26 protein-coding genes and 1 other RNA gene are annotated in these 21,609 nt (G+C 57.8%); 11 read left to right on the plus strand and 16 right to left on the minus strand.

The window, feature by feature from the left end; all coding sequences use genetic code 11:
• Nucleotides 1-25 precede the first annotated feature (25 nt).
• The 6 genes from ACR0BK_RS05625 to ACR0BK_RS05650 form a co-directional block, all read right to left on the minus strand.
• The gene (locus ACR0BK_RS05625) at nt 26-1,129 is read right to left on the minus strand and encodes a TFIIB-type zinc finger domain-containing protein (RefSeq protein WP_480554020.1); all 1,104 of its coding nucleotides are present in this window, start codon (nt 1,127-1,129) and stop codon (nt 26-28) included.
• Nucleotides 1,130-1,176: 47 nt separating this feature from the next.
• Nucleotides 1,177-2,322 carry an SPFH domain-containing protein gene (locus ACR0BK_RS05630; protein WP_480554021.1) on the minus strand — a complete coding sequence of 382 codons (1,146 nt, stop codon included), beginning with the start codon at nt 2,320-2,322 and terminating at the stop codon, nt 1,177-1,179.
• Nucleotides 2,323-2,344: 22 nt separating this feature from the next.
• A complete protein-coding gene (locus ACR0BK_RS05635; RefSeq protein WP_480554141.1) occupies nt 2,345-3,265 on the minus strand; it encodes a DUF2927 domain-containing protein in 921 nt (306 codons plus the stop codon).
• 49 nt (nt 3,266-3,314) lie between these two features.
• Nucleotides 3,315-4,505, minus strand: coding sequence for a toxic anion resistance protein (locus tag ACR0BK_RS05640; protein ID WP_480554022.1), 1,191 nt, complete (start codon nt 4,503-4,505; stop codon nt 3,315-3,317).
• Nucleotides 4,506-4,535: 30 nt separating this feature from the next.
• Entirely contained in the window at nt 4,536-5,450 is a 915-nt protein-coding gene (locus tag ACR0BK_RS05645; protein ID WP_480554023.1) for a 5-bromo-4-chloroindolyl phosphate hydrolysis family protein, read from the minus strand.
• A gap of 175 nt (nt 5,451-5,625) precedes the next feature.
• Entirely contained in the window at nt 5,626-6,441 is an 816-nt protein-coding gene (locus ACR0BK_RS05650) for a pseudouridine synthase (protein ID WP_480475739.1), read from the minus strand.
• A 61-nt stretch (nt 6,442-6,502) separates the two neighbouring features.
• On the opposite strand from ACR0BK_RS05650, the gene ACR0BK_RS05655 reads away from it, so the two are divergent.
• Nucleotides 6,503-6,961 (plus strand): nucleoside deaminase, encoded by a 459-nt coding sequence (locus ACR0BK_RS05655; RefSeq protein ID WP_480493855.1) that lies wholly within the window; start codon nt 6,503-6,505, stop codon nt 6,959-6,961.
• Between the two features lie 25 nt (nt 6,962-6,986).
• On the opposite strand, the gene ACR0BK_RS05660 is transcribed toward ACR0BK_RS05655, so the two are convergent.
• Together ACR0BK_RS05660 and ACR0BK_RS05665 are read right to left on the minus strand one after the other, a co-directional pair.
• Nucleotides 6,987-7,958: an adenylate/guanylate cyclase domain-containing protein gene (locus tag ACR0BK_RS05660; RefSeq protein ID WP_480516158.1), complete on the minus strand. Its 972-nt coding sequence runs from the start codon at nt 7,956-7,958 to the stop codon at nt 6,987-6,989.
• A 7-nt stretch (nt 7,959-7,965) separates the two neighbouring features.
• A complete protein-coding gene (locus ACR0BK_RS05665) occupies nt 7,966-8,658 on the minus strand; it encodes a metal-dependent hydrolase (protein ID WP_480475745.1) in 693 nt (230 codons plus the stop codon).
• Nucleotides 8,659-8,717: 59 nt separating this feature from the next.
• On the opposite strand from ACR0BK_RS05665, the gene ACR0BK_RS05670 reads away from it, so the two are divergent.
• A complete protein-coding gene (locus tag ACR0BK_RS05670; RefSeq protein ID WP_480554024.1) occupies nt 8,718-9,389 on the plus strand; it encodes a ceramidase domain-containing protein in 672 nt (223 codons plus the stop codon).
• A gap of 75 nt (nt 9,390-9,464) precedes the next feature.
• On the opposite strand, the gene ACR0BK_RS05675 is transcribed toward ACR0BK_RS05670, so the two are convergent.
• Together ACR0BK_RS05675 and ACR0BK_RS05680 are read right to left on the minus strand one after the other, a co-directional pair.
• Nucleotides 9,465-10,028 (minus strand): DUF4202 domain-containing protein, encoded by a 564-nt coding sequence (locus ACR0BK_RS05675; RefSeq protein WP_480493731.1) that lies wholly within the window; start codon nt 10,026-10,028, stop codon nt 9,465-9,467.
• A 157-nt stretch (nt 10,029-10,185) separates the two neighbouring features.
• A complete protein-coding gene (locus ACR0BK_RS05680; protein ID WP_480554025.1) occupies nt 10,186-10,344 on the minus strand; it encodes a hypothetical protein in 159 nt (52 codons plus the stop codon).
• Between the two features lie 228 nt (nt 10,345-10,572).
• On the opposite strand from ACR0BK_RS05680, the gene gatC reads away from it, so the two are divergent.
• The 5 genes from gatC to rnpB all read left to right on the plus strand — a co-directional run bounded on the left by gatC (nt 10,573) and on the right by rnpB (nt 14,287).
• A complete protein-coding gene (gene gatC, locus ACR0BK_RS05685) occupies nt 10,573-10,860 on the plus strand; it encodes an Asp-tRNA(Asn)/Glu-tRNA(Gln) amidotransferase subunit GatC (RefSeq protein ID WP_480475753.1) in 288 nt (95 codons plus the stop codon).
• A gap of 3 nt (nt 10,861-10,863) precedes the next feature.
• Nucleotides 10,864-12,351 carry an Asp-tRNA(Asn)/Glu-tRNA(Gln) amidotransferase subunit GatA gene (gene gatA, locus ACR0BK_RS05690; protein WP_480554026.1) on the plus strand — a complete coding sequence of 496 codons (1,488 nt, stop codon included), beginning with the start codon at nt 10,864-10,866 and terminating at the stop codon, nt 12,349-12,351.
• A gap of 39 nt (nt 12,352-12,390) precedes the next feature.
• The gene (locus ACR0BK_RS05695) at nt 12,391-13,095 is read left to right on the plus strand and encodes a hypothetical protein (RefSeq protein WP_480554027.1); all 705 of its coding nucleotides are present in this window, start codon (nt 12,391-12,393) and stop codon (nt 13,093-13,095) included.
• Nucleotides 13,052-13,765 (plus strand): N-acetylmuramoyl-L-alanine amidase, encoded by a 714-nt coding sequence (locus ACR0BK_RS05700; RefSeq protein WP_480554028.1) that lies wholly within the window; start codon nt 13,052-13,054, stop codon nt 13,763-13,765. The genes ACR0BK_RS05695 and ACR0BK_RS05700 overlap by 44 nt, the downstream gene beginning before the upstream one ends.
• Nucleotides 13,766-13,889: 124 nt before the next feature.
• Nucleotides 13,890-14,287, plus strand: an RNA gene (gene rnpB / locus ACR0BK_RS05705) — RNase P RNA component class A.
• Nucleotides 14,288-14,293: 6 nt separating this feature from the next.
• Here rnpB and ACR0BK_RS05710 read toward each other — a convergent pair.
• The 3 genes from ACR0BK_RS05710 to ACR0BK_RS05720 all read right to left on the minus strand — a co-directional run bounded on the left by ACR0BK_RS05710 (nt 14,294) and on the right by ACR0BK_RS05720 (nt 16,185).
• Nucleotides 14,294-14,626, minus strand: a complete 333-nt coding sequence (locus ACR0BK_RS05710) for a GYD domain-containing protein (protein WP_480475761.1) — start codon at nt 14,624-14,626, stop codon at nt 14,294-14,296.
• A 66-nt stretch (nt 14,627-14,692) separates the two neighbouring features.
• Nucleotides 14,693-15,535: a DUF2182 domain-containing protein gene (locus tag ACR0BK_RS05715; protein ID WP_480554029.1), complete on the minus strand. Its 843-nt coding sequence runs from the start codon at nt 15,533-15,535 to the stop codon at nt 14,693-14,695.
• 14 nt (nt 15,536-15,549) lie between these two features.
• Complete coding sequence (locus tag ACR0BK_RS05720; RefSeq protein WP_209504621.1) at nt 15,550-16,185, minus strand: DUF1326 domain-containing protein; 636 nt, start codon at nt 16,183-16,185, stop codon at nt 15,550-15,552.
• 278 nt (nt 16,186-16,463) lie between these two features.
• On the opposite strand from ACR0BK_RS05720, the gene ACR0BK_RS05725 reads away from it, so the two are divergent.
• The 3 genes from ACR0BK_RS05725 to ACR0BK_RS05735 all read left to right on the plus strand — a co-directional run bounded on the left by ACR0BK_RS05725 (nt 16,464) and on the right by ACR0BK_RS05735 (nt 18,189).
• Nucleotides 16,464-17,171, plus strand: coding sequence for a DUF533 domain-containing protein (locus ACR0BK_RS05725; protein ID WP_480554030.1), 708 nt, complete (start codon nt 16,464-16,466; stop codon nt 17,169-17,171).
• Nucleotides 17,172-17,298: 127 nt separating this feature from the next.
• A complete protein-coding gene (gene rpmG / locus ACR0BK_RS05730) occupies nt 17,299-17,466 on the plus strand; it encodes a 50S ribosomal protein L33 (protein WP_037309480.1) in 168 nt (55 codons plus the stop codon).
• Nucleotides 17,467-17,682: 216 nt separating this feature from the next.
• Nucleotides 17,683-18,189: a hypothetical protein gene (locus ACR0BK_RS05735; protein ID WP_480475769.1), complete on the plus strand. Its 507-nt coding sequence runs from the start codon at nt 17,683-17,685 to the stop codon at nt 18,187-18,189.
• 186 nt (nt 18,190-18,375) lie between these two features.
• On the opposite strand, the gene ACR0BK_RS05740 is transcribed toward ACR0BK_RS05735, so the two are convergent.
• Both ACR0BK_RS05740 and ACR0BK_RS05745 read right to left on the minus strand, forming a co-directional pair.
• Nucleotides 18,376-19,152, minus strand: a complete 777-nt coding sequence (locus ACR0BK_RS05740) for a Bax inhibitor-1/YccA family protein (protein WP_480493742.1) — start codon at nt 19,150-19,152, stop codon at nt 18,376-18,378.
• Between the two features lie 183 nt (nt 19,153-19,335).
• Nucleotides 19,336-19,545 (minus strand): YjiS-like domain-containing protein, encoded by a 210-nt coding sequence (locus tag ACR0BK_RS05745; protein ID WP_480475773.1) that lies wholly within the window; start codon nt 19,543-19,545, stop codon nt 19,336-19,338.
• A gap of 127 nt (nt 19,546-19,672) precedes the next feature.
• Between ACR0BK_RS05745 and ACR0BK_RS05750 the strand changes: the two genes are divergently transcribed.
• Nucleotides 19,673-20,554 (plus strand): LysR family transcriptional regulator, encoded by an 882-nt coding sequence (locus tag ACR0BK_RS05750; RefSeq protein WP_480475775.1) that lies wholly within the window; start codon nt 19,673-19,675, stop codon nt 20,552-20,554.
• Between the two features lie 6 nt (nt 20,555-20,560).
• Here ACR0BK_RS05750 and ACR0BK_RS05755 read toward each other — a convergent pair whose 3' ends face one another.
• Nucleotides 20,561-21,517: an NADPH:quinone oxidoreductase family protein gene (locus ACR0BK_RS05755; protein ID WP_480554031.1), complete on the minus strand. Its 957-nt coding sequence runs from the start codon at nt 21,515-21,517 to the stop codon at nt 20,561-20,563.
• Nucleotides 21,518-21,609 lie beyond the last annotated feature (92 nt).

Consider the following 21,609-nt stretch of genomic DNA (forward strand, 5'->3'; position numbering starts at 1 on the left):
GCCGCGCGAGATGTACAAGCAGTTGCTATTGCTGCCCGTTGGCTGCCAGATACCCGACAATCCCGGCAACAAGCAGGCCCAGAACAACGGCAATCGTGATCTTGATGGCTGACCAGGGACGTTCCCCCTGAACCCGCCCGGTTCGACCGTTCACCACAAATCGATAGGTCTGCCCGCGATATTTGTAAGCCGCCATCCAGATCGGCAGCAGAATATGTTTGAAGGTGACATCGCGCACCTCGGTGTCCACCGCGTGGATACGCTGCTTGTCACCCCCAATATCGAAGCGAACATCCCGTTCGATCACGCGCGCCATATGCGCGCGGGCCTCGGTATAGCCCTCATTGAGTTCAACCGTATACGCCTCGGCGCGAAACCCGGCGAGGTATTCTGGCTGGTAAGGTTCAAGTGCCGGCAGATCCCAAGGCTGTAACGCGTCAGTGTAAGCCTTGGGCAGCGACTGCGAGGCCAGCACCAGAACGTCATCAAAAAACCGCGCAACACGACCTGATTTGGGCGACCAGCGCACTTTTGGCACCTGTTGCTGAACCCGTTTACCGTCCCGTATCACGGTGCGGGTTTCATAATAAATCACGCCGCGCTCACCACGGTAGGTGGACTTGGTGTCGGCATCAAAGGTCCAGTAAGGCACATAGATGCCCTGCATCTTGCGGCCCTTGCGGGCATAATCCTTCAACCCGTTTGGCGCGAACCATAACCGCCCCAGCCAATCGCTCATCGCCTTATGCGCCTCGCGCTTGTCGAAAGCAAAAGGCAGAACGCCCTTCGGTTTGATATGCCGGTTCACACCGGTGTCGGTTACCACCGGCGTGGCACAGAACGGGCATTCCGCAGCGTGCGTATTGGGGTCGAATTCAACCTGCGCCGCGCAGTTCGGACAGGACAGAACGCGGGTCTGTTCCAGCTCGCTGTCAGGCAGACGATCCGTAATGGCCGCGTCAAAATCCAGTTCGCGCAGGCTGGCACCTTGCCAGGGACCCGATCCGATGGGTTCGGAATGACCACAATGATCACATGTCAGCGTACCATCGCCAGGGCTGAACCGGTAATCTGCGCCGCATTGCTGGCAGGGGAAGCGGTGCTCTGCAAGGTCAGGGGCGTGTGTCATACATTACCCAATAGTGTCAGGACAGATGGAGGAGTGTCGCGTTTTGGTCAGGCCCCCGGCGGCGGTGGCGGCAGAATGGTGAACAACTGCGCCAGTTCCTGCACGTCTCCGGCCTTCTTCCAGCCGTCCTGGCCCGCGGTCCAGACATAGGTGTCGCGCGTCAGATCGCCCTCGCTGGCCATTCTGCCCATCCTGGCTTTGGAAAACGGGCCGCTGGTCTGCCCATCTACGGCGATATGCCAAACATGCTCGACCGGTGGCGGCGGCGGGGCCACATAGGCTGCCGGTCGCGGGGCAGCGGGGGCGGGCGCTCCCCACGGGCCGCTTGGCTGGCCTGCTGCGATGTTTGACATCTGCTGTGCCATTGCCATGCCCATTCCCATGCCAAGACCTGCGCCCATGCCACCGCCTTGGTTGGGGTTGCTGGCCGCAGCCGTCATCGCCTCCGCCGCGGAATACTGTGTGAATTTACCCAGATCTCCGGCCAATCCCATCGAGGTCCGCTTGTCCAATGCGGCCTCGACCGCTGGCGGAAGCGAAATATTCTCGATGTAGAATTCTGGCATTTCCAACCCATAGCCTTCCAGCACCGGGGAAACTTCGGCCGCGATCAGTTTGCCCAGATCAGCCGTGTTCGCCGCCATGTCCAATACGGGAATGCCAGATCCCGAAATAACGCGGCTGAACTCCTGCACGATGATGTTGCGGACCTGAAAGCTGATCTCGTTCATGGTGAATTCGCCGTCGGTTCCAACGATTTCCACAAGGAACCTGGCCGGGTCTTTTACGCGCACGGTATAGGTGCCATAGGCACGAATGCGGGTCGGCCCAAACTCGGGGTCGCGCAGCATGATCGGGTTCTTGGTCCCCCATTTCAGGTCGTTGAACCGGGTCGTGTTGACAAAGTAGATCTCGGACTTGAACGGCGACTGAAAGCCATGATCCCAGTGCTGTAACGTGGTCAGGATCGGCATGTTGTTAGTTTCAAGCATATAGAGACCTGGCGTGAACACATCCGCCAGCTGCCCCTCGTGCACAAATACTGCCGCCTGACCTTCCCGCACCGTCAGCTTGGCACCGTATTTGATTTCATGGCCTTCACGCTCGAACCGCCAGACCATGGTGTCGCGAGTGTCGTCAACCCAATGGATGACGTCAATGAATTCTCCGGTCAGAAAATCGAATATTCCCATTTGGGTTCTCCTGTCCTTGGGGTCAGAGCGGCTGCCCCATCAATTCCCGGGCAATGACATGCACGATGGGGCGGGCCTGATCGACTGTCACGCCGGGCTCAAGCCGCTTGTCATAAAGCATTGTCAGCAGTTTTTCGTCATGGCTCGTCAGCAGGGCAAACTCGTCATCATCATTGAAGATCGATGGGCGCGCTGCCGGGCTGTCGTTCGACAATCCCAGCCCCTGTGCGATTTCTTCGTGGATACAGCTGCGACGGACCAGATCAGTCAATTCGGCCCGGATCAACGCAACGGCGCGCACATATTTATACGGAGAGGCCGTTGTCGCCGAGGCAAAAACAAAACAATCGAAATTCGATCTCGGATTTGCGACCAGATCAAGCGAAGCCTGACTGATATTCGGGATCAGCTGTTTCAGTCGGGACACCACATAGGCGCTGTCGTCCTTGCCCGCGAAGAAGACGTGGAAGTTAGCGTTTCGGGAGACCACGGAAATCGGATGATCCGTCAGCCTCGCCAGGCGCGAGGCAAAGGACTGAACCCGTTCCGCATCCTGTTCCCGTACAACAGGCAGCACGGAAGGCCCAAACTCAGTCTGGATGCGCACCGGCCCCGACCAACGGCTGAGCTGCCCGTCTGTCTGGCGCGAACCGATGGAAACGTTTTGGGTCGGATATTCGCTGTAGAACGCAATCGCTTCGAAATTCCGCGCCAGATCCTGGGCGTCATAAGGCGTATCGGGCCCGCCCCCGTCTGTCCGCAATAACCCCCGCACCAGAAGGTCGCGTTCGACACGCTGGTAAAACCGCGCCAGATCCTGACTTGCGGCAGAGGGCGGTACATAGGCATTCGCCGCAACAGAAACAGGCGCTGGGCGCGCTTGCGGCGCAATCGAGGATGTCAGTGTTTCATCGCAATTGGCCAAAGCCAAAAACGCCGCCATCCCCAGCGCCTTTTTTAGATATGTAATATCCCGCACGCCCAGTTCAGCCTCAGCCGGGGAGAGCGGTTCCGGCGTTGTCGCCGGTCCCGTCTCGTCGCGCCTTGGCGGATGCCAGAGTGTCGCGCAGTTCCGCCTCCATCTTCTGCAGCTCGGCCTCGGCCGCGGCACGTTTGGCTTTTCCTTCATCCGCAATGGCCAGGCTTTCGTTGATAGTGCCGATCAGGTCTGCGTTGGCCTTTTTGACAGCTTCGATATCGAACACGCCGCGTTCCATTTCCTCGCGGATCATCTTGTTCGACTGGCGCAGATTGGCAGCATTCGAAGTCAAAAGCTCGTTGGTCAAATCGTTGGCGTCGCGCACCGCGGCGGCAGCTTCGGCGCTGCGCTGAATGGTAACGGCCTGTGCCAGTTGCGTTTCCCACAGCGGCACGGTGTTCACCAGCGTCGAGTTGATCTTTGTGACCAGAGACTTGTCGTTCTCCTGCACCAGCCGAATCGAAGGCAGCGACTGCATCGTGACCTGACGGGTCAGTTTCAGATCGTGCACGCGGCGCTCCAAATCGTCACGCGCGGCGCGCATGTCACGCAGTTCCTGCGCTTTCATCACTTGTTCTTCTTCTGGCGCGGCCTGAACGGCAGCTTCCCTTTCGGGGATGTCGTGGCTGTCCAATTCGGTCAGCTTTTCTTCACCCGCCGCGATGTACAGCGCCAGTTCATCATAGAAGCCCAGTGTTTTTTCGTACAGCAGGTCCAGCGATTTGATGTCCTTGAGCAGTGTATGCTCATGCCCCAGAAGATCGTCGGTTATGCGGTCGATTTGCCCCTGAACTTCTTCAAACTGAGCGGTGAATTTCGCAAATGGCGCGGCCCTGCCCAGCAGCCTTTCCCACCAGCTGCGCTCGCGGCGCACGTCCAGCTCACTGACCGAAAACCCGCGGATCGTGGTCACGATATTGCGCAGGCTGTCGCCTGCGGGGCCTACATCCTTGTTGCGCACATCCGCCAGCATGGCCTGACTGATTTCCTGCAATTCGGCCTGAGCGGAAGATCCGAAAGCAACAATCGAATTGGTGTTGCTCATGTCGATCTCGTCCATGCGCTTGCGGATCTCGGCACTCACTGGTTCGTCGGCTTCTTCAAGCGAGATAACCTCGGCCTTTGGTTCGGGCAGGGCAACTGCGGTGACTTCCTGCACCAGTGTTTCGGCCTGAGCCGCCTTGTTCTGGATCTCATCGGACATGGGGATGTTCCTCGCTCAAATAATGGCCGGTCAGTCCAACCGGACGCCTTCGCGCTGCAGTCTTTCGCGCAGCACGTCGATTTCGACCGTCAGATCACTGCGGTCATCCAATAGTATTTTGCGCGTACGCGCGGCGAAATTCTGTTCTAGGTCATCCAGCAGCGCGACGTAGTCCGTCATCGCCTGCGCATCGCGGGTCCGGGCATAGACATCGGCGAACTTGACCGTCGCATCACGCGCGCCCTGTAGATAAACCGTCATGTATTTTCGCGCGCCCGCCAGATCGCGGGGGTCTTCCTCGACCGTTCGAAAAAGGTCACGTGCAGTGTCCTGAAACCGTTCCAAACGGGCTTCGATCCGGCGATCACCCGCGCGTTTGATGGCGTCCGTCATCTCGGAAAGACGGTTTTCCGCATCCTCAACGACCCGGGCAACGCGATCTTGCTGAAAGGTGTCAATTCCTTCCATGCCTTTGTCCTTCATCGGATCAAACCCGAAGGAGGCCGAATGCAGCACGGTTGCTGCCGCGCCGAACAAGACGGGGGCAAGCAGGCTGACTTGTGATGCCGTTTCCGCATTCAGAAACTCGGTCCGGTACGACGCAAGAGCGGCACCCAGACCTGTCAGAAGGCTGGCAAAGATTTTACGCGGAAAAGCAGGTCGGCGGGCGGTTTTACGGGCGTTAAACGCGGCTTCGGCCCGCAGACCTTCGCGCAGCAAAAACGCAGCTGCCGTCAGCAGGCCAGCTGCGATCAGACCAATGGTCATGCCAATCGCGCCGTCGTTCAGCGACAGAAATACCAATGGGATCGCCGGTATGAACAGGACATTGGCCCGTGCACCCGCAGGTTCGACCCGCGCGCCATCGAATTGTCCACGGGGCTGAAGAGTGTCACCGGACGCATTGTCCTGAGGGCTGTATTTGCCGCCAAATCGCTTTGCCATGCGTTACAAGCCCCCAAGCACGCCTGTGCACACGCCAAACAAAAGCACCAGCAATACGGCGTAGGCGAATTTTTGCACTCCGCTTCCGGACATCACGCTCCCCAAATAGCAGCAATCACAGAAAATTTAGGGGATACGCATGCTTGGCGCTAGGGGGAAGGTTGCCGAACCTGCATCACTTGCGGGGATTCTTGCCGATGGGCGGGCGTTTTCTTTGTGGTCGCGTCGGGCGTTTGGGGGCCGCTTCGGGTTTGGCATCCGAATCCAGGCCAAGTTGATCGCGCATAACGCGGCGGCGGATTTCTTCGACTTCGCCCGGCTTCAGATTGCCCAATTGGAACGGTCCGTAAGAAACCCGCAACAAACGGTTCACATTAAAACCGATATCTTCCATCGCGCGGCGGATTTCACGGTTCTTTCCTTCGCGCAGACCGATGGTCAGCCAGGCATTGGCCCCTTGCTGGCGATCCAGCGTGACGGTCATCGGCTGGAACCGCTCTCCCTCAATCACCAGCCCTTTGCGCAGCGGTTCGAAATCTTCGTCTTTCGGGCGGCCGTTTACCCGCACACGGTATTTGCGCAACCAGCCGGTCGCTGGCAGTTCAAGCTTGCGCTTGATAGCACCATCATTAGTCAGCAGCAGCAGACCTTCGGAATTCAGGTCAAGCCGGCCAACGCTCATCACCCGCGGCATGTCTTCGGGCAGCTTGTCGAAAATCGTATCGCGCCCTTTTTCGTCGCGGGTTGTTGTGACCAGCCCAGCAGGCTTGTGATACAGCCACAAGCGCGAGGGTTCCGGTTCCGAGACCGGTTTACCGTCGACAACGATCTTGTCTTTTTCTGTTACGTTCAGGGCGGGGCTGTCGATGGCCTTGCCATTTACGGCCACGCGGCCAGCTTCGATCATGCGTTCGGCCTCGCGCCGCGACGCGACGCCGGCGCGGGCCAGGACTTTGGCGATCCGGTCGCCGGGAGGAGGGGTCTTGTTCATGTCTGGGCCATACCCTATCCCGCGCGCTTGCGAAAGGCAGGTTTCTGATGCAGTCAGGGGCATGATGTTCAAATCGCATATGGAACAGGCACTGAGTGAGGCGCGCGCTGCAGCGGATCGCGGCGAAGTGCCCGTTGGCGCGGTCATTGTCGGGCCGGACGGCTCTGTTGTGGCGGTGGCAGGAAACCGGACGCGTGAGTCGAACGACCCAACGGCGCATGCAGAAATCCTGGCTTTGCGCGCGGCCTGTGCCCATGCTGGATCTGAAAGACTGCCCGGACATGATATCTATGTCACACTGGAACCCTGCGCCATGTGCGCAGCGGCCCTGGCGGCCGCGCGTATCCGGCGCGTTTATTACGGGGCTTCCGATCCCAAATCCGGCGGCGTGGCCCATGGCGCGAGGGTTTTTTCCCACCCGCAAGCGCATCACAAGCCCGAGGTCTATGACGGCTTAGCAGCCAAAGAATGTGAAACCCTGCTGCTGGATTTTTTCGCAGAAAAACGAAAAGAAAAATGAGGCTGGCCTGACAGGACGGCTACTGTCAGTTCCAGTCCAGGCGATACACTGTCTGCTGCCCGCCGAACCCTTTCAGTGAGACCGATTTTGGCGTGCTGAATTTCAGACCGCCCGCCGGGCTGACCAGCAATCTGGTTACGTCGGTGACGTGAATTTCGTTCGGGCCACTTACGTCTGTCACGCGCGCGGCCTTATTGACGACGGACCCGAAGAAATCCTCATCTTTCTGTATGACGTCGCCGGTATGAATTCCAATCCGCAGACCCAGAGGTGTTTCGGCATTTGCCAACGCGTTCTTACTTTGCAGCTCGATTGCTGCCTGGATTGCATCCTGGACCGTTGGGAAGATCGACATCGTGCCGTCCCCAAGGGATTTGACCAGCCGTCCCTGATGGGCGTGGATGAGGTTTTCAGTCAGATCAAAATGACCGGAAATAAGCTGGGCCCATTTCTTGTCGCCCAATTGCCGGGTGATATCTGACGACCCGACAATGTCAGTGAACATGACCGAGGCGGTTCCCTCGGTCTGATCCTGTGTGAACTCCTGCTTTGCGGCTTCGATCAGTGCATTCAACGCCGCATGTTCGATGCCGATCTTTTCCATGTTCGAGGTTGGGTTGGACACATGCAGCTGCACCATTTTCCAGACGCCGTCTTCCAGATGCAGTACAAATGTAAAGCGGTGCCAGGCTGAATTGCCGTTCGAATGAAAGGTCAGCGTCGCTTCGCAAAATGCCCAGCCCACATCCCCACATTCAAAAGCTTCCAGCGAATGTTCCTGCCAGTCATAGTCCGGGATTTCCTTGGTGTGATCCGCGAAGCCACGGCGAAACACCTGCCCGGACCATGCCTCTTCATCCGCCGAGCCCTGATACCGCAGGTGTTCCGAGGATGACAACATATTGACCAGCACAGCCCGATCCTTGTCATGAACGGCTTGATTCCATCGCCGTACAACTGCGATCAGTTCAGGTGAAGGGACAATGTCGCTGGTCATATCATCCCTACAGCTTTATCGCCTGCATAACCTGCGGTTCGATGACGTCTACACCCGGCAAAGCACCTGCCAGCGCCTGAGCGGATTGCTCAAGAATCGGGAAGGTCTTGTAGTGGCAGGGGATCACAGTTTTGAAGTTGAAGTATCGTTTGGCTGCATAGGCGGCGCCTTTCATATCCATGGTGAAGTGCCCACCTGCGGACAGGATGCCGATATCGGGTTTGTAGTAATCCCCCATCCAGTCCATATCCGCCATGATATCCGTGTCACCTGATACATAGACCATGCGGCCCTCGGTACTGATCATGAAGCCGACCTCGCTGCCGCCCGTGCGCAGGCCATCCGGTGTCGAAAATGTCGAGCTGTGAGAGGCCGGGACCATTGTTACCTTGACCCCGTTCAGGTTGACCGTACCGCCCTTGTTGAAACCAATGGTCTCGATGCTTTCGGCTTCGGCCCAGTACCCCATCAGGTCATATTGTCCCACAACCGGAATCTTCAGGTGTTTGGCCAAAGGCAGAACGTCGACGACATGGTCAAAATGTGTATGGGTCAGAAGGATGTGGGTGGCGCCATCAACGGCGGCGTCATGCTGTTCCTCGGGCAAGACCGGGTTGCCGGTCAGCCAGGGGTCGATTAGCAGTACCTGTCCCTGGGTTTCGATACGGAAACTTCCATGGCCCAACCAGATAATGTTCATAATTATTTCCTCCCAATCATTCTGTTGGCGGCAGCCTAACATCGGATAAGTAAATTTCCATGGATTGGTTTCGTGAAATAAACGGGTATTGCGAGCGGTTGTCTCCGGCCTACTGGGCCGAGCCCGTTAACGCGGTCACAAACGCTGCTTTTCTGATTTGCGCATGGGTCATGTGGCGGCGCGTGCGCAATCAGAACATGCCGCTGGCCAAGGTTCTGGTGGCGCTTCTGGCGATCATCGGGTTTGGCAGTTACCTGTTTCACACGCATGCGCAGGTATGGGCGGCTTTGGCGGATGTCGCGCCCATACTGTCGTTCATTTTGGTCTATATCTTTGCGGTGAACAAAAACATCTGGAGGATGCCTTTGGGGCTGGCGTTCGGGGGAATGCTTCTTTTTCTTCCCTATGCGGCTGCTGCTGTCCCACTTTTCCAACAGGTTCCGGGGCTTGGAGGGTCGGCGGTTTATGCGCCGGTCGCTTTGCTGATCCTGATCTATGCTGTTGCGTTGCGCGACCGTGATCCGATTCTGGCCAAAGGGCTGAAAATCGGGGCGTTGATCCTGATCCTGTCGATTGCCTTCCGTGCCCTCGATATGCGTCTCTGTGCTCAATGGCCGGTGGGGACACATTTCATGTGGCATATCCTGAATGCCATTACGCTGGGCTGGATGATCGAAGTGTATCGTGCGGCCCTCATCAGGGGCCGCTTCACCCAAACTCGTGGATCATGAGCATATGTCGTGGAGGCCTGTCGTGACCATCCTTCAGACTTATGATTCTGTCGGTGAAACGGCGCGGCCCTTTTCTCAGTCTTGAAAGGCCGCGGCCAGATGATCCGGCAGGTCGAATTCGCACAAAACCCGTGCGCGGCCCTCGGGCGACATCTTGCGGGCAGTCTTCTCAACGATGCTTTGGATTTTCTCGGCTGAGTGTTTCGCCGCAAAGGGCTGGAAATACCATTTCAGAAATACAAAGCAGATCACATCTTCCAGCGCCTGCACCTCTGCATCGCGTTTGATGCCTTGCTTGCGCAACATGCGACCCGCGGCTTCGGCCTGCTCGGCGTCATAGCCTTCTTGGGTCATCAAACTCATCACCACATCCGCGTGATGCACACCCTGCGCCTTGCGCCAGGCCAGATAACCCGCCCGGCCTTCAGGGAATTCATTGCGGGCAAGTTTCCACCGCTCCACATGTTGACCACGCGCCGCAATCTGCAAGGCGTCGGACGCGCCCGGAAACAGTCGGTCAAGCTCTGCGCTCATCCGCTCGCCGTAAAGCTGCGCTTCGGGGCGGCCATCATCGCGATTGGGGTCATTTGCGTTGGCCGCATCAATGGCATCCAGGACCGCTTGTTTTTGCGTGTTCATCAGCTGCTCCACTTGCTTGTCAGAACCGCAAGTGCCCTATGCAGTTCCTTTTTGGTATTTGCAGCAATGCTAACGACTCGCTTTGGGCTGTGCACCCTCGAATATGCGCTTTGGCCGGGTCGGAGAGGGGATATCCGACCCGGCCGGAACCTGCGCGTCACTTTGCAGGTTTAACCTTGTCCTGTGTGACCGGCTCCGTCACAGGCGACGGGAAGGTCAACGTGCGTGTCAGGTTGTTTGTGTCGATACCCAAGGCCATGGCCGGTGCGGCCAAAAAGGTGGCGGACAAGACTGCGGCAATCATCAGGGGTTTCATGGTTTTCTCCGGTTTGCGTTGTGTCGCACAATTAGAAATGAACAGTATAGTTCAGTTTTCAAGATCAATATTGAACTAATCAGTTTACGTTTTTGCATACCACTCATTCAGTTTTGAATGGCGGGTGTCATGTGGGGGATCAAAAACTCGCCACGGCCTGTGGCGCAGCGGTCTTGCGACTGCCGCGACAGACAGGTAAACGCCCCATAACGTAGATGAGGGAAGCCGATGTCGATTGACCAAAGCACCGCCGCCAAAGTGGCCAAACTGGCCCGGATCAAGGTCGAGGATGACGCGCTCCCGGCGCTGGCATCCGAGTTCAACACCATCCTCGGGTTCATCGAACAGCTGAACGAAGTGGATGTCGAAGGTGTCGAGCCGATGGTTTCGGTCACGCCGATGCGGCTGAAACGCCGTAAGGACGAGGTGACCGACGGCAACCAGCAGGACAAGGTTCTGGCCAACGCCCCTGACGCCCGCGAAGGGTTCTTCGCAGTCCCTAAAGTGGTGGAGTAAGACATGAGCGATCTGAACAAACTGGGTCTGGCCGAGGCACGCGATGCCCTGCGTTCCGGTGACGTCACTTCTGTCGAGCTGACTGACGCCTGCCTGAAAGCCATTGACGAGGCAGATGCGCTGAACGCTTTTGTCCACAAGACGCCGGAAATTGCGATGGAACGCGCCAAGGCCGCGGATGAGCGGATCCAGCGTGGCGATGCACCGTCGATGTGTGGCCTGCCGATCGGTATCAAGGATCTGTTTTGCACCAAGGGTGTGCCGTCGCAGGCGGCGTCGCAAATCCTGGAAGGGTTCAAGCCGGAATACGAATCCACGGTTTCACAGCAACTGGCCGACGCGGGCGCGGTGATGCTGGGTAAACTGAACATGGACGAATTCGCCATGGGATCGTCCAACGAAACTTCGACCTATGGCAATGCGGTCAGCCCATGGCGCCGTGGCAACGATGATGCGCATCTGACACCGGGCGGCTCCTCTGGCGGCTCTGCGTCTGCCGTGGCTGCTGATTTGTGCCTGGCGGCGACAGGTACCGACACCGGTGGCTCGATCCGCCAGCCTGCGGCCTTTGTTGGCATCACGGGCATCAAACCCACCTATGGTCGTTGCTCTCGTTGGGGCATCGTCGCCTTCGCCTCCTCGCTGGATCAGGCAGGACCAATGACCAAGAACGTACGTGATGCAGCAATCATGCTGGAAACCATGTGCGGGCATGACCCCAAGGATTCGACCAGTGCCGAACTGGCCGTCCCGAATTTCGAGGCCATGCTGACTGGTGACATCAAGGGCAAGAAGATCGGTATCCCGAAAGAGTACCGTATGGACGGCATGCCCGCCGAGATCGAAAAACTCTGGGCCGATGGCGCAGCGATGCTGAAAGCCGCGGGTGCCGAGATTGTCGATATTTCGCTTCCGCATACCAAATACGCGCTGCCCGCCTATTACGTGATTGCCCCGGCCGAGGCATCTTCGAACCTCGCCCGCTATGACGGTGTTCGCTATGGCCGCCGCGCACAGCTGGCGCAGGGCGATGGCATCACTGAGATGTACGAAAAGACTCGCGCCGAAGGCTTTGGCCCCGAGGTGCAGCGCCGCGTGATGGTCGGCACATATGTGCTGTCCGCAGGTTTCTATGATGCCTATTACAACCGCGCGCGCCGGGTCCGGACCCTGATCAAGAAAGACTTCGAAAACGTGTTTGCCGCGGGCATCGATGCCATTCTGACACCGGCAACCCCTTCGGCGGCGTTCGGTCTGGGGGAAATGACCGAGGCGGACCCTGTTCAGATGTATTTGAACGACGTCTTTACGGTTACCGTGAACCTCGCGGGCTTGCCCGGTATCTCGGTCCCCGCAGGCCTGGATACACAAGGTCTTCCATTGGGGTTGCAGCTGATCGGGCGCCCGTGGGAAGAAGGTGACTTGCTCAACACCGCTTATGCGCTGGAAAACGCAGCCGGATTTGTGGCCAAGCCCGGCAAATGGTGGTAAGCCTTCGGGAAAGTGGATTACCAAAAACGGAGCCAAACAATGCGTGTTTTGCTTTTGGTCCCGGCCCTGACACTGGCTGCGGCCTGCACCAATGTCGCGCCGTTGACCAGCACGGGTTTCAACACGCCTGAATATCAGGCGCGGCGCGAGGCTCAATTGGCCGGCCAGGGTGGAGCGATCAATCCGCTGCTGGCTCCGGTCGATGTTTCCCAGCAACCACTGGGCGCGTCAGGAGCATCAACCTTTGCAACGGGTGAAAATGCGGACATCGCCAACCAGACCGCCGCAGCGTTGGCCAGCACGTCCGGGCAATCCTCGGTCCCCGCGTCGCCGGCTTCCGGCTCCAGCAGCAGTGCGATCTCTGACGAGCAGGACTTCGCGGCCGTGTCCGAGAGGCGCAGCATCCAATCCGATGCCGCGCGGATTGAACAAAACCGCCAGACCTACGAAGTTGTCGCACCAACCGCCGTGCCTGAGCGCACGGCGAGCGGCCAGCCGAATATCGTACAATATGCGCTAAGCACCTCCAATCCGGTGGGCACGCAACTCTACAGCCGCTCCGGTTTCAACCTGCAAGCCAAGGCACAGCGGAACTGTGCGCAATTCCCGTCACCGGATCAGGCTCAGATCGAATTCCTGTCCAACGGCGGTCCGCAACGTGACCGCAAGGGTCTGGACCCGGACGGCGACGGCTATGCCTGTGGCTGGGACCCCAGCCCGTTCCGCAGTGCCGTTAACAACTGACGCCCTGACGCCGATCTGGCATCCGTCTCCGAATTTCGGCAAGCGCCGGGGCGGGTTGGTGCCATTCTTGATCGTGATCCACTATACGGCCATGGACAGTGCACTGGCGGCTCTGGATCGCCTGTGCGACCCGGCTTCCGAGGTTTCGGCCCATTACCTGATCGGCAATGACGGCACCCTTTGGCAAATGGTGCGGGAAGAAGATCGCGCCTGGCATGCCGGGGCAGGGGAATGGGGCGGCAAGGACGACATCAACTCGCGCTCGGTTGGGATCGAACTGGACAATACCGGAACACATCCGTTCTCGCAGCCGCAAATGGCAGTGCTGGAACAGCTGTTGCCCCTGATCATGACCCGCTGGTCCATTACGCCGTCCGGGGTCATCGGACATTCCGACATGGCGCCCGGGCGCAAATCCGACCCTGGGCCGCGCTTCGACTGGAACAGGCTCGAAAGGCAAGCGCTGGCCAAACCGCGCGGCACAGGAATTGATCCGATGTCACCTGATGCAGAAGCATTTCGCGCCTCTGCTCGGATGGCAGGTTTCACCGCCCCCGTGGACGATGCAAAACTGCTGGCGGCTGTCCGATTGCGATTTCGACCCTGGGCGAAAGGTCCGCTGGACATGGCGGATATGAATGCGCTCACCCCGTCGGACATAACAACCTGATCCGCTCTTCATCTGGCCAAAAATATCCCGGGGTTGAATTGGCCGCAGGCCGAGAAGGGGCTGGCCCCTTCTCTGATCCGTCAGCTCTTGACGCCGCAGACCACAAAGCCTACCCAGCCCAGGCGCGGAGGGCCGGATGGCCGCTGGGGCGTACGCCCGAGAGGAAAGTCCGGACTCCACAAGACAACGGTGCCGGGTAACGCCCGGGCGGGGCAACCCGACGGAAAGCGCCACAGAAATCAGACCGCCCAGGGCCTCGGCCCCGGGTAAGGGTGAAACGGTGGGGTAAGAGCCCACCGCGCCGCTGGCAACAGTGGCGGCACGGCAAGCCCCACCGGGAGCAATGCCAAATAGGGTCCCCGCGCGGGCCGGTCGGCGCAAGCCGATACCGCCGCTAAGTGCGTCTTGGCCGAGAGGGACCGGGTTGGCAGCTTGAGCCGTGCAGCAATGCACGGCCTAGAGGAATGGTCATTGAAGGGGGAAACCCCGGAACAAGATCCGGCTTACAGGCCCTCCGCGCGTATCCTTTTATCCTCCGGGCGGCGTGTACGTCCCCGTCAACCTTGCGGCTTTCTCAGTGACCGAAACGAACTCGTCCGCAGTCCAGGCTCGAACCGTTTCTATGTTCGTGACCGCACCCGATGCCGCGACTGCCATGCCGACCGCCACAGCATCTGTTCCGTCTGGCGCTTCGCTGATCACGACCACGTCATTGCTGCCGGTCGTCATGTAGAAGGACAACAGTCGACCGCCGACTTTCTCCAGTAATGCTTTCACCGGGCCGGTGCGGTTCTCGGGCTTTTGCAACATGCCTTTGACGCCAGCCTGCGAGTAAGTCGCATAGGTAATGAAAATGGGCATTGGAACCTCCGTATTAACGAAAATTACAGGGCCTTTCAGTCAGCCGACCCCGAAGGCTGTCACGTGTCAAATGTCAAAAATCAACGGTGCCATGATAAACCAAAGACCTGTGCCGATCAGTGCCACACCTGACACTGGCACCAACCACCTGGTCCTGGGTAGAAGCTTTTCCAGTGCCACGTAAGCGGCGATACCGACAATCCAATAGAGGTTCATTATCCCCCCGATGAATAGCAGCAACATCAGAGTCCAGCAGCACCCAAGGCAATGTGTGCCGTGCAAGGCTCCGGTTCTGAACGCGCCGAAGGGGCCGGGCCGGTTGTGACCGGCCAGAAACCTTGCGGGGCTTTGGCAGTAACGAAGACACGCGTTCTTTAAACTCGAAAACTGGTAAAACCCGGCAGCCAGCAGAACACATCCCGCGAAGAGGCCGGAGCGGATTGTCATCATCGGCCCGTTCGACAGCCCGATATGTTCCAACTCCCACTGCATTGCCGTTGCAGCCAGGCTGAACGCACCCCAGGTCACCAGATAGCCCAACAGGAAACACAGGCTGAACTTTGCCGCACGGTCTTTCTCAGGACCCATTCGCTTTGTTGCGGCAAACAAAAGCACGGCTGGCGCGGCACTTGGGGTCATCATGGCAATCATCATGATCCACCACATCAGGAAGATGAGCAGGGTGTAACCGAAGCTCCAGACGGTTGCGGAACCCATCTGCATGGGCTCTCCAACCGGGCCTGCCATGCGGGTCATTTCGACCGCAGACATACTCATCCCGACGCCGGCAACTGTGTACCAGGTGGCTGCAAGAATGATCAGAAGGACGCTGCCCAACACGATTGCATTGTCCTGCCTCAACAGCCGCTCAATCGCCCCGGCAGGGGCTGCCGCACTCTGTCTGGTCATGAGAAAGTCTCCGGCTACGCGCCCAGAACACCGTGACCCGAGAGGTTCAGATGTGCGAGATGAGCGTGCGTGGCGTCAAAGGTAAGACTGATCTCACCACCCGTTGTTTTGGCCGACCCGGAGGCAGCCTCGGCGTGGCGGTACTCAAAGCCGTTCGGCAACTGGATCGATGCCCTGTGCGCAGCGCCCGATACGATATGAGGAATCGGGCTGACCTCGACGTCGAAGACCCCTTGAACCCTGGCATAGCCACTGCGATCATCGCGGTTCCAGTTCAATTCGATCGGTACAAAAAGCGTTTCATGTTTCGTCGGTGCCATCGCACTGTAAACGTACCACATGGTCGCCATTTCATCGGTGTCTTCGCCGGTCATGATGGCCTGCAATGCTGCGCGCTGTTCGGCTGTAGCACTTTCGTCAATGATCAGTTGCATCTGACCATTGCCTTCGTGGATCGGTCCCGGCCAGTGATAAACACCTGCTGCCCGCAAACCTGCCAGATCAGTATCGCCATAATGTCCGCTTTCGATGTCGAAAACGACCACTGCCTCGCAATTGCCATGAGATGGAAGAACGCTGAATTGGCAGGGGCAACCGAAATTGCAATTACAATTGGCCAGTTCTTCGCCCTGAATAACCCACTCTGTCATGATAGCCCCCCAAGAAAAGCTGCGTAAAACAACACTGCTCCGCGCGGGCATTACCTGTTTACACTGCCTTGGCCGTCGAGCCTGAAGTCGGCCTCTTGGACGTATCAGTCGCGGTAAACCTATCACGATATCGTGATATGTACAAACTTAGTCACTGCCGTCCGGTCCTCACCGGCTTGGAAATTCAGTCCAGAATCCCGTGGGGGTTGAACGTGGTATTCGCCTTTGCATTCCTCTGATAGAATTGGGGCATATTTTGAAAAACCGGGAGGATTGTCATGAGCTTTATGAAGACACTTGCGTCCGTTGCAGTTGGTTTCGCAGCCGCGAAGGGGCTGGAAAAATACCAGAAAATGGGCGGAATGGCTGGCTTGCAGGACATGATGCAAGGCGCAGGCGGTGGCCTTGGCATGGATCAGCTCGGCAAGATGGCCCAACAGTTCGGCCTTCCCGGAGGTGCGACAGGCCTTCAGGATATGATGGGCAAGATGGGGTTGGGTGGCAGTACCGCCGGTGCCGCCGGTCTTGGCAGGCTTTTGAATGCGATGCAGGGGGCGGCCAGAACTGGCAGCCAGCAAACCACCGACATGATGGAGACGGTGTTTGGCGGAACACCAGCCGGGGCCGCGATGGAAGCTCAGGCCAAGCTTATGTTGCGGGCAATGATCCAGGCGGCCAAGGCAGACGGCGAATTGGATGAACACGAGAAAGAAACGATCCTGGGTGAACTGGGCGATGACATCAGCGACGAAGAACGCGCATTTGTGCAGGAACAACTGAACGCACCCGTCGACGTAATGGGTCTGGCAGCTGATTCTGGGGCGCCTCTCGGAACGCAGATTTATGCGATTTCTCTGGCGGCAATACGGTTGGACAATGATCGTGAGGCCGCATATTTGCGGCAATTGTCCACTGCGCTGGGCCTTTCGGACGGTGAAAGAGACCAGATTCACAACTATATGGGCGCACCAACGTTGCCGGGTTGAACCTGTGCCCGATTCCTGGGCTGGGATCGTCCGATTGGCCTTGACATGCACGGCGTAGCGCGTAAAAGCGCACGCTCATAGGAATTCAACCGAAAGGCCCCTGCCTTTCCGGACGCAGGAGATAACCATGGCGAAGCCGACGACAATCAAGATCCGTCTGAACTCGACCGCGGGCACGGGCCACTTCTACGTGACCAAAAAGAACGCACGCACCATGACCGAGAAAATGACCATTCGTAAATACGATCCGGTCGTTCGGAAGCATGTCGAGTACAAGGAAGGCAAGATCAAGTAATCTTTCCGTTCCATTTGGACTTTCCAAAAAGGCTCTGCTTGGCAGAGCCTTTTTTCGTGCTGAATTCCGGTGGTTGGTTGCCAGAAACATCAACTTGCCCACTTGGGGCCGTTGCAGGAGCGCATCAGCCACCGATGCAATCGCATGGCCTGTGGCTTGCTTTTTGTGCCGACCTGCAAGTACGCTTGAGCAAACCGCCACAAAATGTTGACCGCCATGAAAAAAATCTTGTTATCCACAATAGCCGTTCTGACTTTGGCGGCCTGTGAAGACCCGTTCAACCGCAAAGGTGTCGGGTTTACTGGAATCGATGGCGAACCCCGCACGATTTCCGACGTTCCCGGAGCCGTCGCTTTTCTGCCGCCCGAAACGAACGTCCCTGCCGAACTGGCAGAGCTTCAGACCGTCACTCTCTTGGTTGATGAAGTGGATCCATCCAAGGTGGCGTCCGTTGCCATCGACAATGGCGGGCAGACGCCGGGCAATGCGGTCCAGCTACAGGGCAGCGATACGAATCTGTTCTTGAGCACCGTCAGTGTCAACGGAACCTTGTATGGTGTCCTTCGTACGCCGACGAACAGCGTTAAGGTCGACAACTCGGTCGGCGTTGGTTTTGCGCAAGAGGCCGAGCGTTTCACCGGGTGTCTACCTGCCGGCGATGTGTTCCGCAAAGGCACGTCCGAGCGTAGTTCGGGCTTTGCAGTACCGTTGAACTGTAGCTAAGTCTTATACCTTCTGATGTATCAAGCCCTCGCCGATCTAGCGGGGGCTTTTTCTTGACCGGGCGCGCGTACATCGCTGCCTTTTCCGGTAGAACTTGTGCGCCGGACAAGCTCTATCACCAGTTGGTTCAAAACAAAAAAAAGGCCGGTCTGATGACCGGCCTTTTCCCATACCAATGGCATGCAATTACTCGCGGTTGCCCAGGAATTGCAGCAGGAACATAAACAGGTTGATGAAGTCCAGGTACAGGTTCAATGCACCCATGATAGCGGCCTTGCCCAGCCATTCCTGATCGCCACTATGGGCCATTTGCAGGTATGTGGTCTTGATGTTCTGGGTGTCGTAGGCGGTCAGGCCCGCGAAGATCAGAACGCCGATGGCCGAGATTGCAAAGGCAACCGCCGAAGACGCCAGAAAGATGTTCACAACCATCGCGACGATCAGGCCGATCAGGCCCATCATCAGGAAAGTGCCCATGGCGGACAAGTCTTTCTTGGTTGTGTAACCGTACAGGGACAGGCCCGCGAACGCGATTGCGGTGATCAGGAAGACCTGGATGACCGACTCACCGGTGAAAACAAGGAAGATCCAGCTGATCGAAATGCCCATCACCGCAGCAAAAACGTAGAACACCAGCTGTGCGGCGGCTGCCGACATGCGGTTGATCCCGGCGCTGAAGCCGAAAACAAACAGCAAAGGTGCAAACATGATGACCCAGCGCAGGGGCGACGCGTAAATGCTATAGCCCAGCGATGTCAGATAGGTATCGGCATTCAACTGTGCCGCCGCGGCTGACGGATCGCTTGTGGTTGCCAGGCCCGCGATGGCCCAGGCTGCTGCGAACGTAATCAGCATGCCGACGGACATAGTGCCGTAGACTTTGTTCATATGGGCGCGCAGGCCCTCATCAATCTCGGCAGCGCGCGCGCCGGCCGCCGTCCGGATCGTGTCGAATTGTGCCATCAAAGGGTCTCCCTTTACATAATTATTCAGCCCCCCTGCTATGAGGGAAGCGTTCTAGGCAAATATCGGCAACTCAGGGCTGTGTTTCAAGTATTTACCGCGGAAAACCTACTAATTTACGCAACAAAAGTGGCGATCCGCAACACGTGACCGCCACTCATGAACTAAAGATATGTATTTGCATCATTTCTGCCAGAATTCCGGCGCGTCCCAGACGAAACGTCTGGCTTCGGCATCAGCCTCTGATCTAGAGACTCCGATGTCCTGAAGGGCGCGATCATCAAGTCGCGCCAGCCGACGGCGTTGACGCTTCAGGGAAACAGCACGCCTGATGATAGTGCCGAGCGATTGCTTCTTGGGATTGCAATGGTGATGAATGGCAATTTGGGTCATATTTATTGTCCTTTCGTGCATTCTCGATGGTTTATCTCGTCTTCATCAATTTCCTTGATTGATATGGGGGAGTATGACATATTTTTAAAACGAATATTTTTGATGAAACACATAAGGAATCGTGAAGATGCGGAATCTGGACATCACAACCCTTCGGTCATTTGTTGCGGTGGCGGATCAGGGTGGGGTGACTCGCGCTGCCGGATTTCTGCATCTGACGCAATCTGCGGTCTCGATGCAGTTGAAACGGCTGGAAGAGTTGCTTGGCCTTCAGTTGTTGGACCGCAGTGGCAGAACGATTGCCCTGACCGCGTCTGGCGAGCAACTGCTGGCCTATGCGCGCCGTATGATCGCATTGAATGATGAGGTCATCTCGAAACTGACCGATCAGGCCTTTGAGGGTGAGGTGGTATTGGGGGTTCCTCACGACATAGTTTACCCGGCCATCCCACGGGTCCTGCAACGGTTCAACGCGGATTTCCCACGGGTCCGAGTTCAGTTGGTCTCGTCTTATTCCTTGCAGTTGAAAGACATGTACAAACGCGGCGAATGTGACGTGATCCTGACCACGGAACCGTCGTCGGTGGACGGTGCGGAAACCATTGCAGAGCTGCCCTTGCGCTGGATAGGTGCGCCGGGTGGATCGGCCTGGCGCAAGCGTCCGCTGCCTTTGGCACTTGGACGTCGCTGCTTGTTTCGACCACAGGTGATCTCTGCGCTGGATGCAGCCGGTATTCCCTGGGAACTGTCGGTGGAAACTGAAAACGACCGCACAATCGAGGCCACAGTCAGTGCTGATCTGGCAGTGTATGCGGCACTGGAAGGTACCGAAGCCGCACATCTTGAACAGATCGAAAGCGGGGGTGCGTTACCGGACCTGCCTGCGCATATGATCAACCTGTATGGTGGCGAACCGGGTCGAGACGCGGTTGTCGAAGCGCTGGCACAACTGGTACGTCAGAACTTCCGCCTTCTTGGGGGGACGCAGCTGCGTGCCGTAGTGGGCTGATTGTGGTCAGGGGGTGATCACGATTTTGCCTGTCGATTTCCGCTCTTTCAGCAACCGCATGCCCTGCGCGACCTCATCAAGAGGCAAGACGTGGCTAATGTGCGGATTGATACGGCCCTCGGCGTGCCAGCGGAAAAGAGTGTCAAAACTTTCGCGCACGGCTTCTGGCCGGAATTTCAGATACCCGCCAATGTAAAAACCGATCACGGTCAGATTCTTGACCAGCAGATGATTGGCAGGGATTTGCGGAATATCGCCGCCGGCAAATCCGATGGGCAGCAGGCGGCCTTCGGGATTGGTGGCGCGGAAGGCCGCCTTGAACACATCGCCGCCGATTGCATCATAGACGACATCCGCGCCGCCAAGCGATCTGACCCGATCCCTTAGATCCTCTGAGGCATCAATCAGGTGATCGGCCCCTGCGGCGCGGGCAACGGCCAGCTTTTCAGGGCCGCGGGCCTGTGCGATGACGGTGGCGCCCATGAGCTTGCCGATCTCAACCGCGGTCAGCCCAACGCCGCCTGCTGCTCCGGTTACCAGAAGCGTCTCGCCGGGTTGCAGCCGGGCGCGGTGGTCAAGGGCCATGTGACTGGTACCATAAGCAATCTGGATCGCGGCGGCATCTTCGAAACGGGTCGTGTCTGGCAACGGGATCGCGCGATCGGCGTCGAAAACGCCATACTCTGCCAGCCCGCCCTGACCAGAATAGACGGCGATCCGATCACCCGGTTTCAGGGTGGGCACACCTGGACCGATGGCATCCACGACACCGGCTATTTCCATTCCCAAAGTAAACGGCGCAGGCGGTGTATCCTGATACGTTCCTTTCTGCATCAACAGATCAGCGAAATTCAAACCGCAGGCTTTGATCGCCACCCGCACCTGACCCTCACCCGGCTCGGGTTTCGGTACATCGCACAGCTGGGCAACTGCCCCCTCGGATCGAATACAAAAGGCCTTCATGTGGCTCCTCACGTGTTTCGGGCATTGGCACGTCGGCTGTACAAGATGTCAATTCCTTATCCGCGGCGTCCTGAAACGACTGAAAATCTGTC

Source organism: Ruegeria sp. AF1 (genome assembly GCF_056542125.1).

What these genes read in the sequence shown, in the direction of transcription:
- ACR0BK_RS05735 (WP_480475769.1), top strand. Translation starts at nt 17,683, where the DNA reads ATGAAAAAAATCTTGTTATCCACAATAGCCGTTCTGACTTTGGCGGCC.
- ACR0BK_RS05625 (WP_480554020.1), bottom strand. Translation starts at nt 1,129, where the DNA reads ATGACACACGCCCCTGACCTTGCAGAGCACCGCTTCCCCTGCCAGCAA.
- ACR0BK_RS05635 (WP_480554141.1), bottom strand. Translation starts at nt 3,265, where the DNA reads ATGGCGGCGTTTTTGGCTTTGGCCAATTGCGATGAAACACTGACATCC.
- rpmG (WP_037309480.1), top strand. Translation starts at nt 17,299, where the DNA reads ATGGCGAAGCCGACGACAATCAAGATCCGTCTGAACTCGACCGCGGGC.
- ACR0BK_RS05745 (WP_480475773.1), bottom strand. Translation starts at nt 19,545, where the DNA reads ATGACCCAAATTGCCATTCATCACCATTGCAATCCCAAGAAGCAATCG.
- ACR0BK_RS05630 (WP_480554021.1), bottom strand. Translation starts at nt 2,322, where the DNA reads ATGGGAATATTCGATTTTCTGACCGGAGAATTCATTGACGTCATCCAT.
- gatA (WP_480554026.1), top strand. Translation starts at nt 10,864, where the DNA reads ATGAGCGATCTGAACAAACTGGGTCTGGCCGAGGCACGCGATGCCCTG.
- ACR0BK_RS05740 (WP_480493742.1), bottom strand. Translation starts at nt 19,152, where the DNA reads ATGGCACAATTCGACACGATCCGGACGGCGGCCGGCGCGCGCGCTGCC.
- ACR0BK_RS05640 (WP_480554022.1), bottom strand. Translation starts at nt 4,505, where the DNA reads ATGTCCGATGAGATCCAGAACAAGGCGGCTCAGGCCGAAACACTGGTG.
- gatC (WP_480475753.1), top strand. Translation starts at nt 10,573, where the DNA reads ATGTCGATTGACCAAAGCACCGCCGCCAAAGTGGCCAAACTGGCCCGG.
- ACR0BK_RS05670 (WP_480554024.1), top strand. Translation starts at nt 8,718, where the DNA reads ATGGATTGGTTTCGTGAAATAAACGGGTATTGCGAGCGGTTGTCTCCG.
- ACR0BK_RS05655 (WP_480493855.1), top strand. Translation starts at nt 6,503, where the DNA reads ATGATGTTCAAATCGCATATGGAACAGGCACTGAGTGAGGCGCGCGCT.
- ACR0BK_RS05715 (WP_480554029.1), bottom strand. Translation starts at nt 15,535, where the DNA reads ATGACCAGACAGAGTGCGGCAGCCCCTGCCGGGGCGATTGAGCGGCTG.
- ACR0BK_RS05645 (WP_480554023.1), bottom strand. Translation starts at nt 5,450, where the DNA reads ATGGCAAAGCGATTTGGCGGCAAATACAGCCCTCAGGACAATGCGTCC.
- ACR0BK_RS05650 (WP_480475739.1), bottom strand. Translation starts at nt 6,441, where the DNA reads ATGAACAAGACCCCTCCTCCCGGCGACCGGATCGCCAAAGTCCTGGCC.
- ACR0BK_RS05725 (WP_480554030.1), top strand. Translation starts at nt 16,464, where the DNA reads ATGAGCTTTATGAAGACACTTGCGTCCGTTGCAGTTGGTTTCGCAGCC.
- ACR0BK_RS05710 (WP_480475761.1), bottom strand. Translation starts at nt 14,626, where the DNA reads ATGCCCATTTTCATTACCTATGCGACTTACTCGCAGGCTGGCGTCAAA.
- ACR0BK_RS05680 (WP_480554025.1), bottom strand. Translation starts at nt 10,344, where the DNA reads ATGAAACCCCTGATGATTGCCGCAGTCTTGTCCGCCACCTTTTTGGCC.
- ACR0BK_RS05695 (WP_480554027.1), top strand. Translation starts at nt 12,391, where the DNA reads ATGCGTGTTTTGCTTTTGGTCCCGGCCCTGACACTGGCTGCGGCCTGC.
- ACR0BK_RS05665 (WP_480475745.1), bottom strand. Translation starts at nt 8,658, where the DNA reads ATGAACATTATCTGGTTGGGCCATGGAAGTTTCCGTATCGAAACCCAG.
- ACR0BK_RS05755 (WP_480554031.1), bottom strand. Translation starts at nt 21,517, where the DNA reads ATGAAGGCCTTTTGTATTCGATCCGAGGGGGCAGTTGCCCAGCTGTGC.
- ACR0BK_RS05750 (WP_480475775.1), top strand. Translation starts at nt 19,673, where the DNA reads ATGCGGAATCTGGACATCACAACCCTTCGGTCATTTGTTGCGGTGGCG.
- ACR0BK_RS05660 (WP_480516158.1), bottom strand. Translation starts at nt 7,958, where the DNA reads ATGACCAGCGACATTGTCCCTTCACCTGAACTGATCGCAGTTGTACGG.
- ACR0BK_RS05675 (WP_480493731.1), bottom strand. Translation starts at nt 10,028, where the DNA reads ATGAACACGCAAAAACAAGCGGTCCTGGATGCCATTGATGCGGCCAAC.
- ACR0BK_RS05720 (WP_209504621.1), bottom strand. Translation starts at nt 16,185, where the DNA reads ATGACAGAGTGGGTTATTCAGGGCGAAGAACTGGCCAATTGTAATTGC.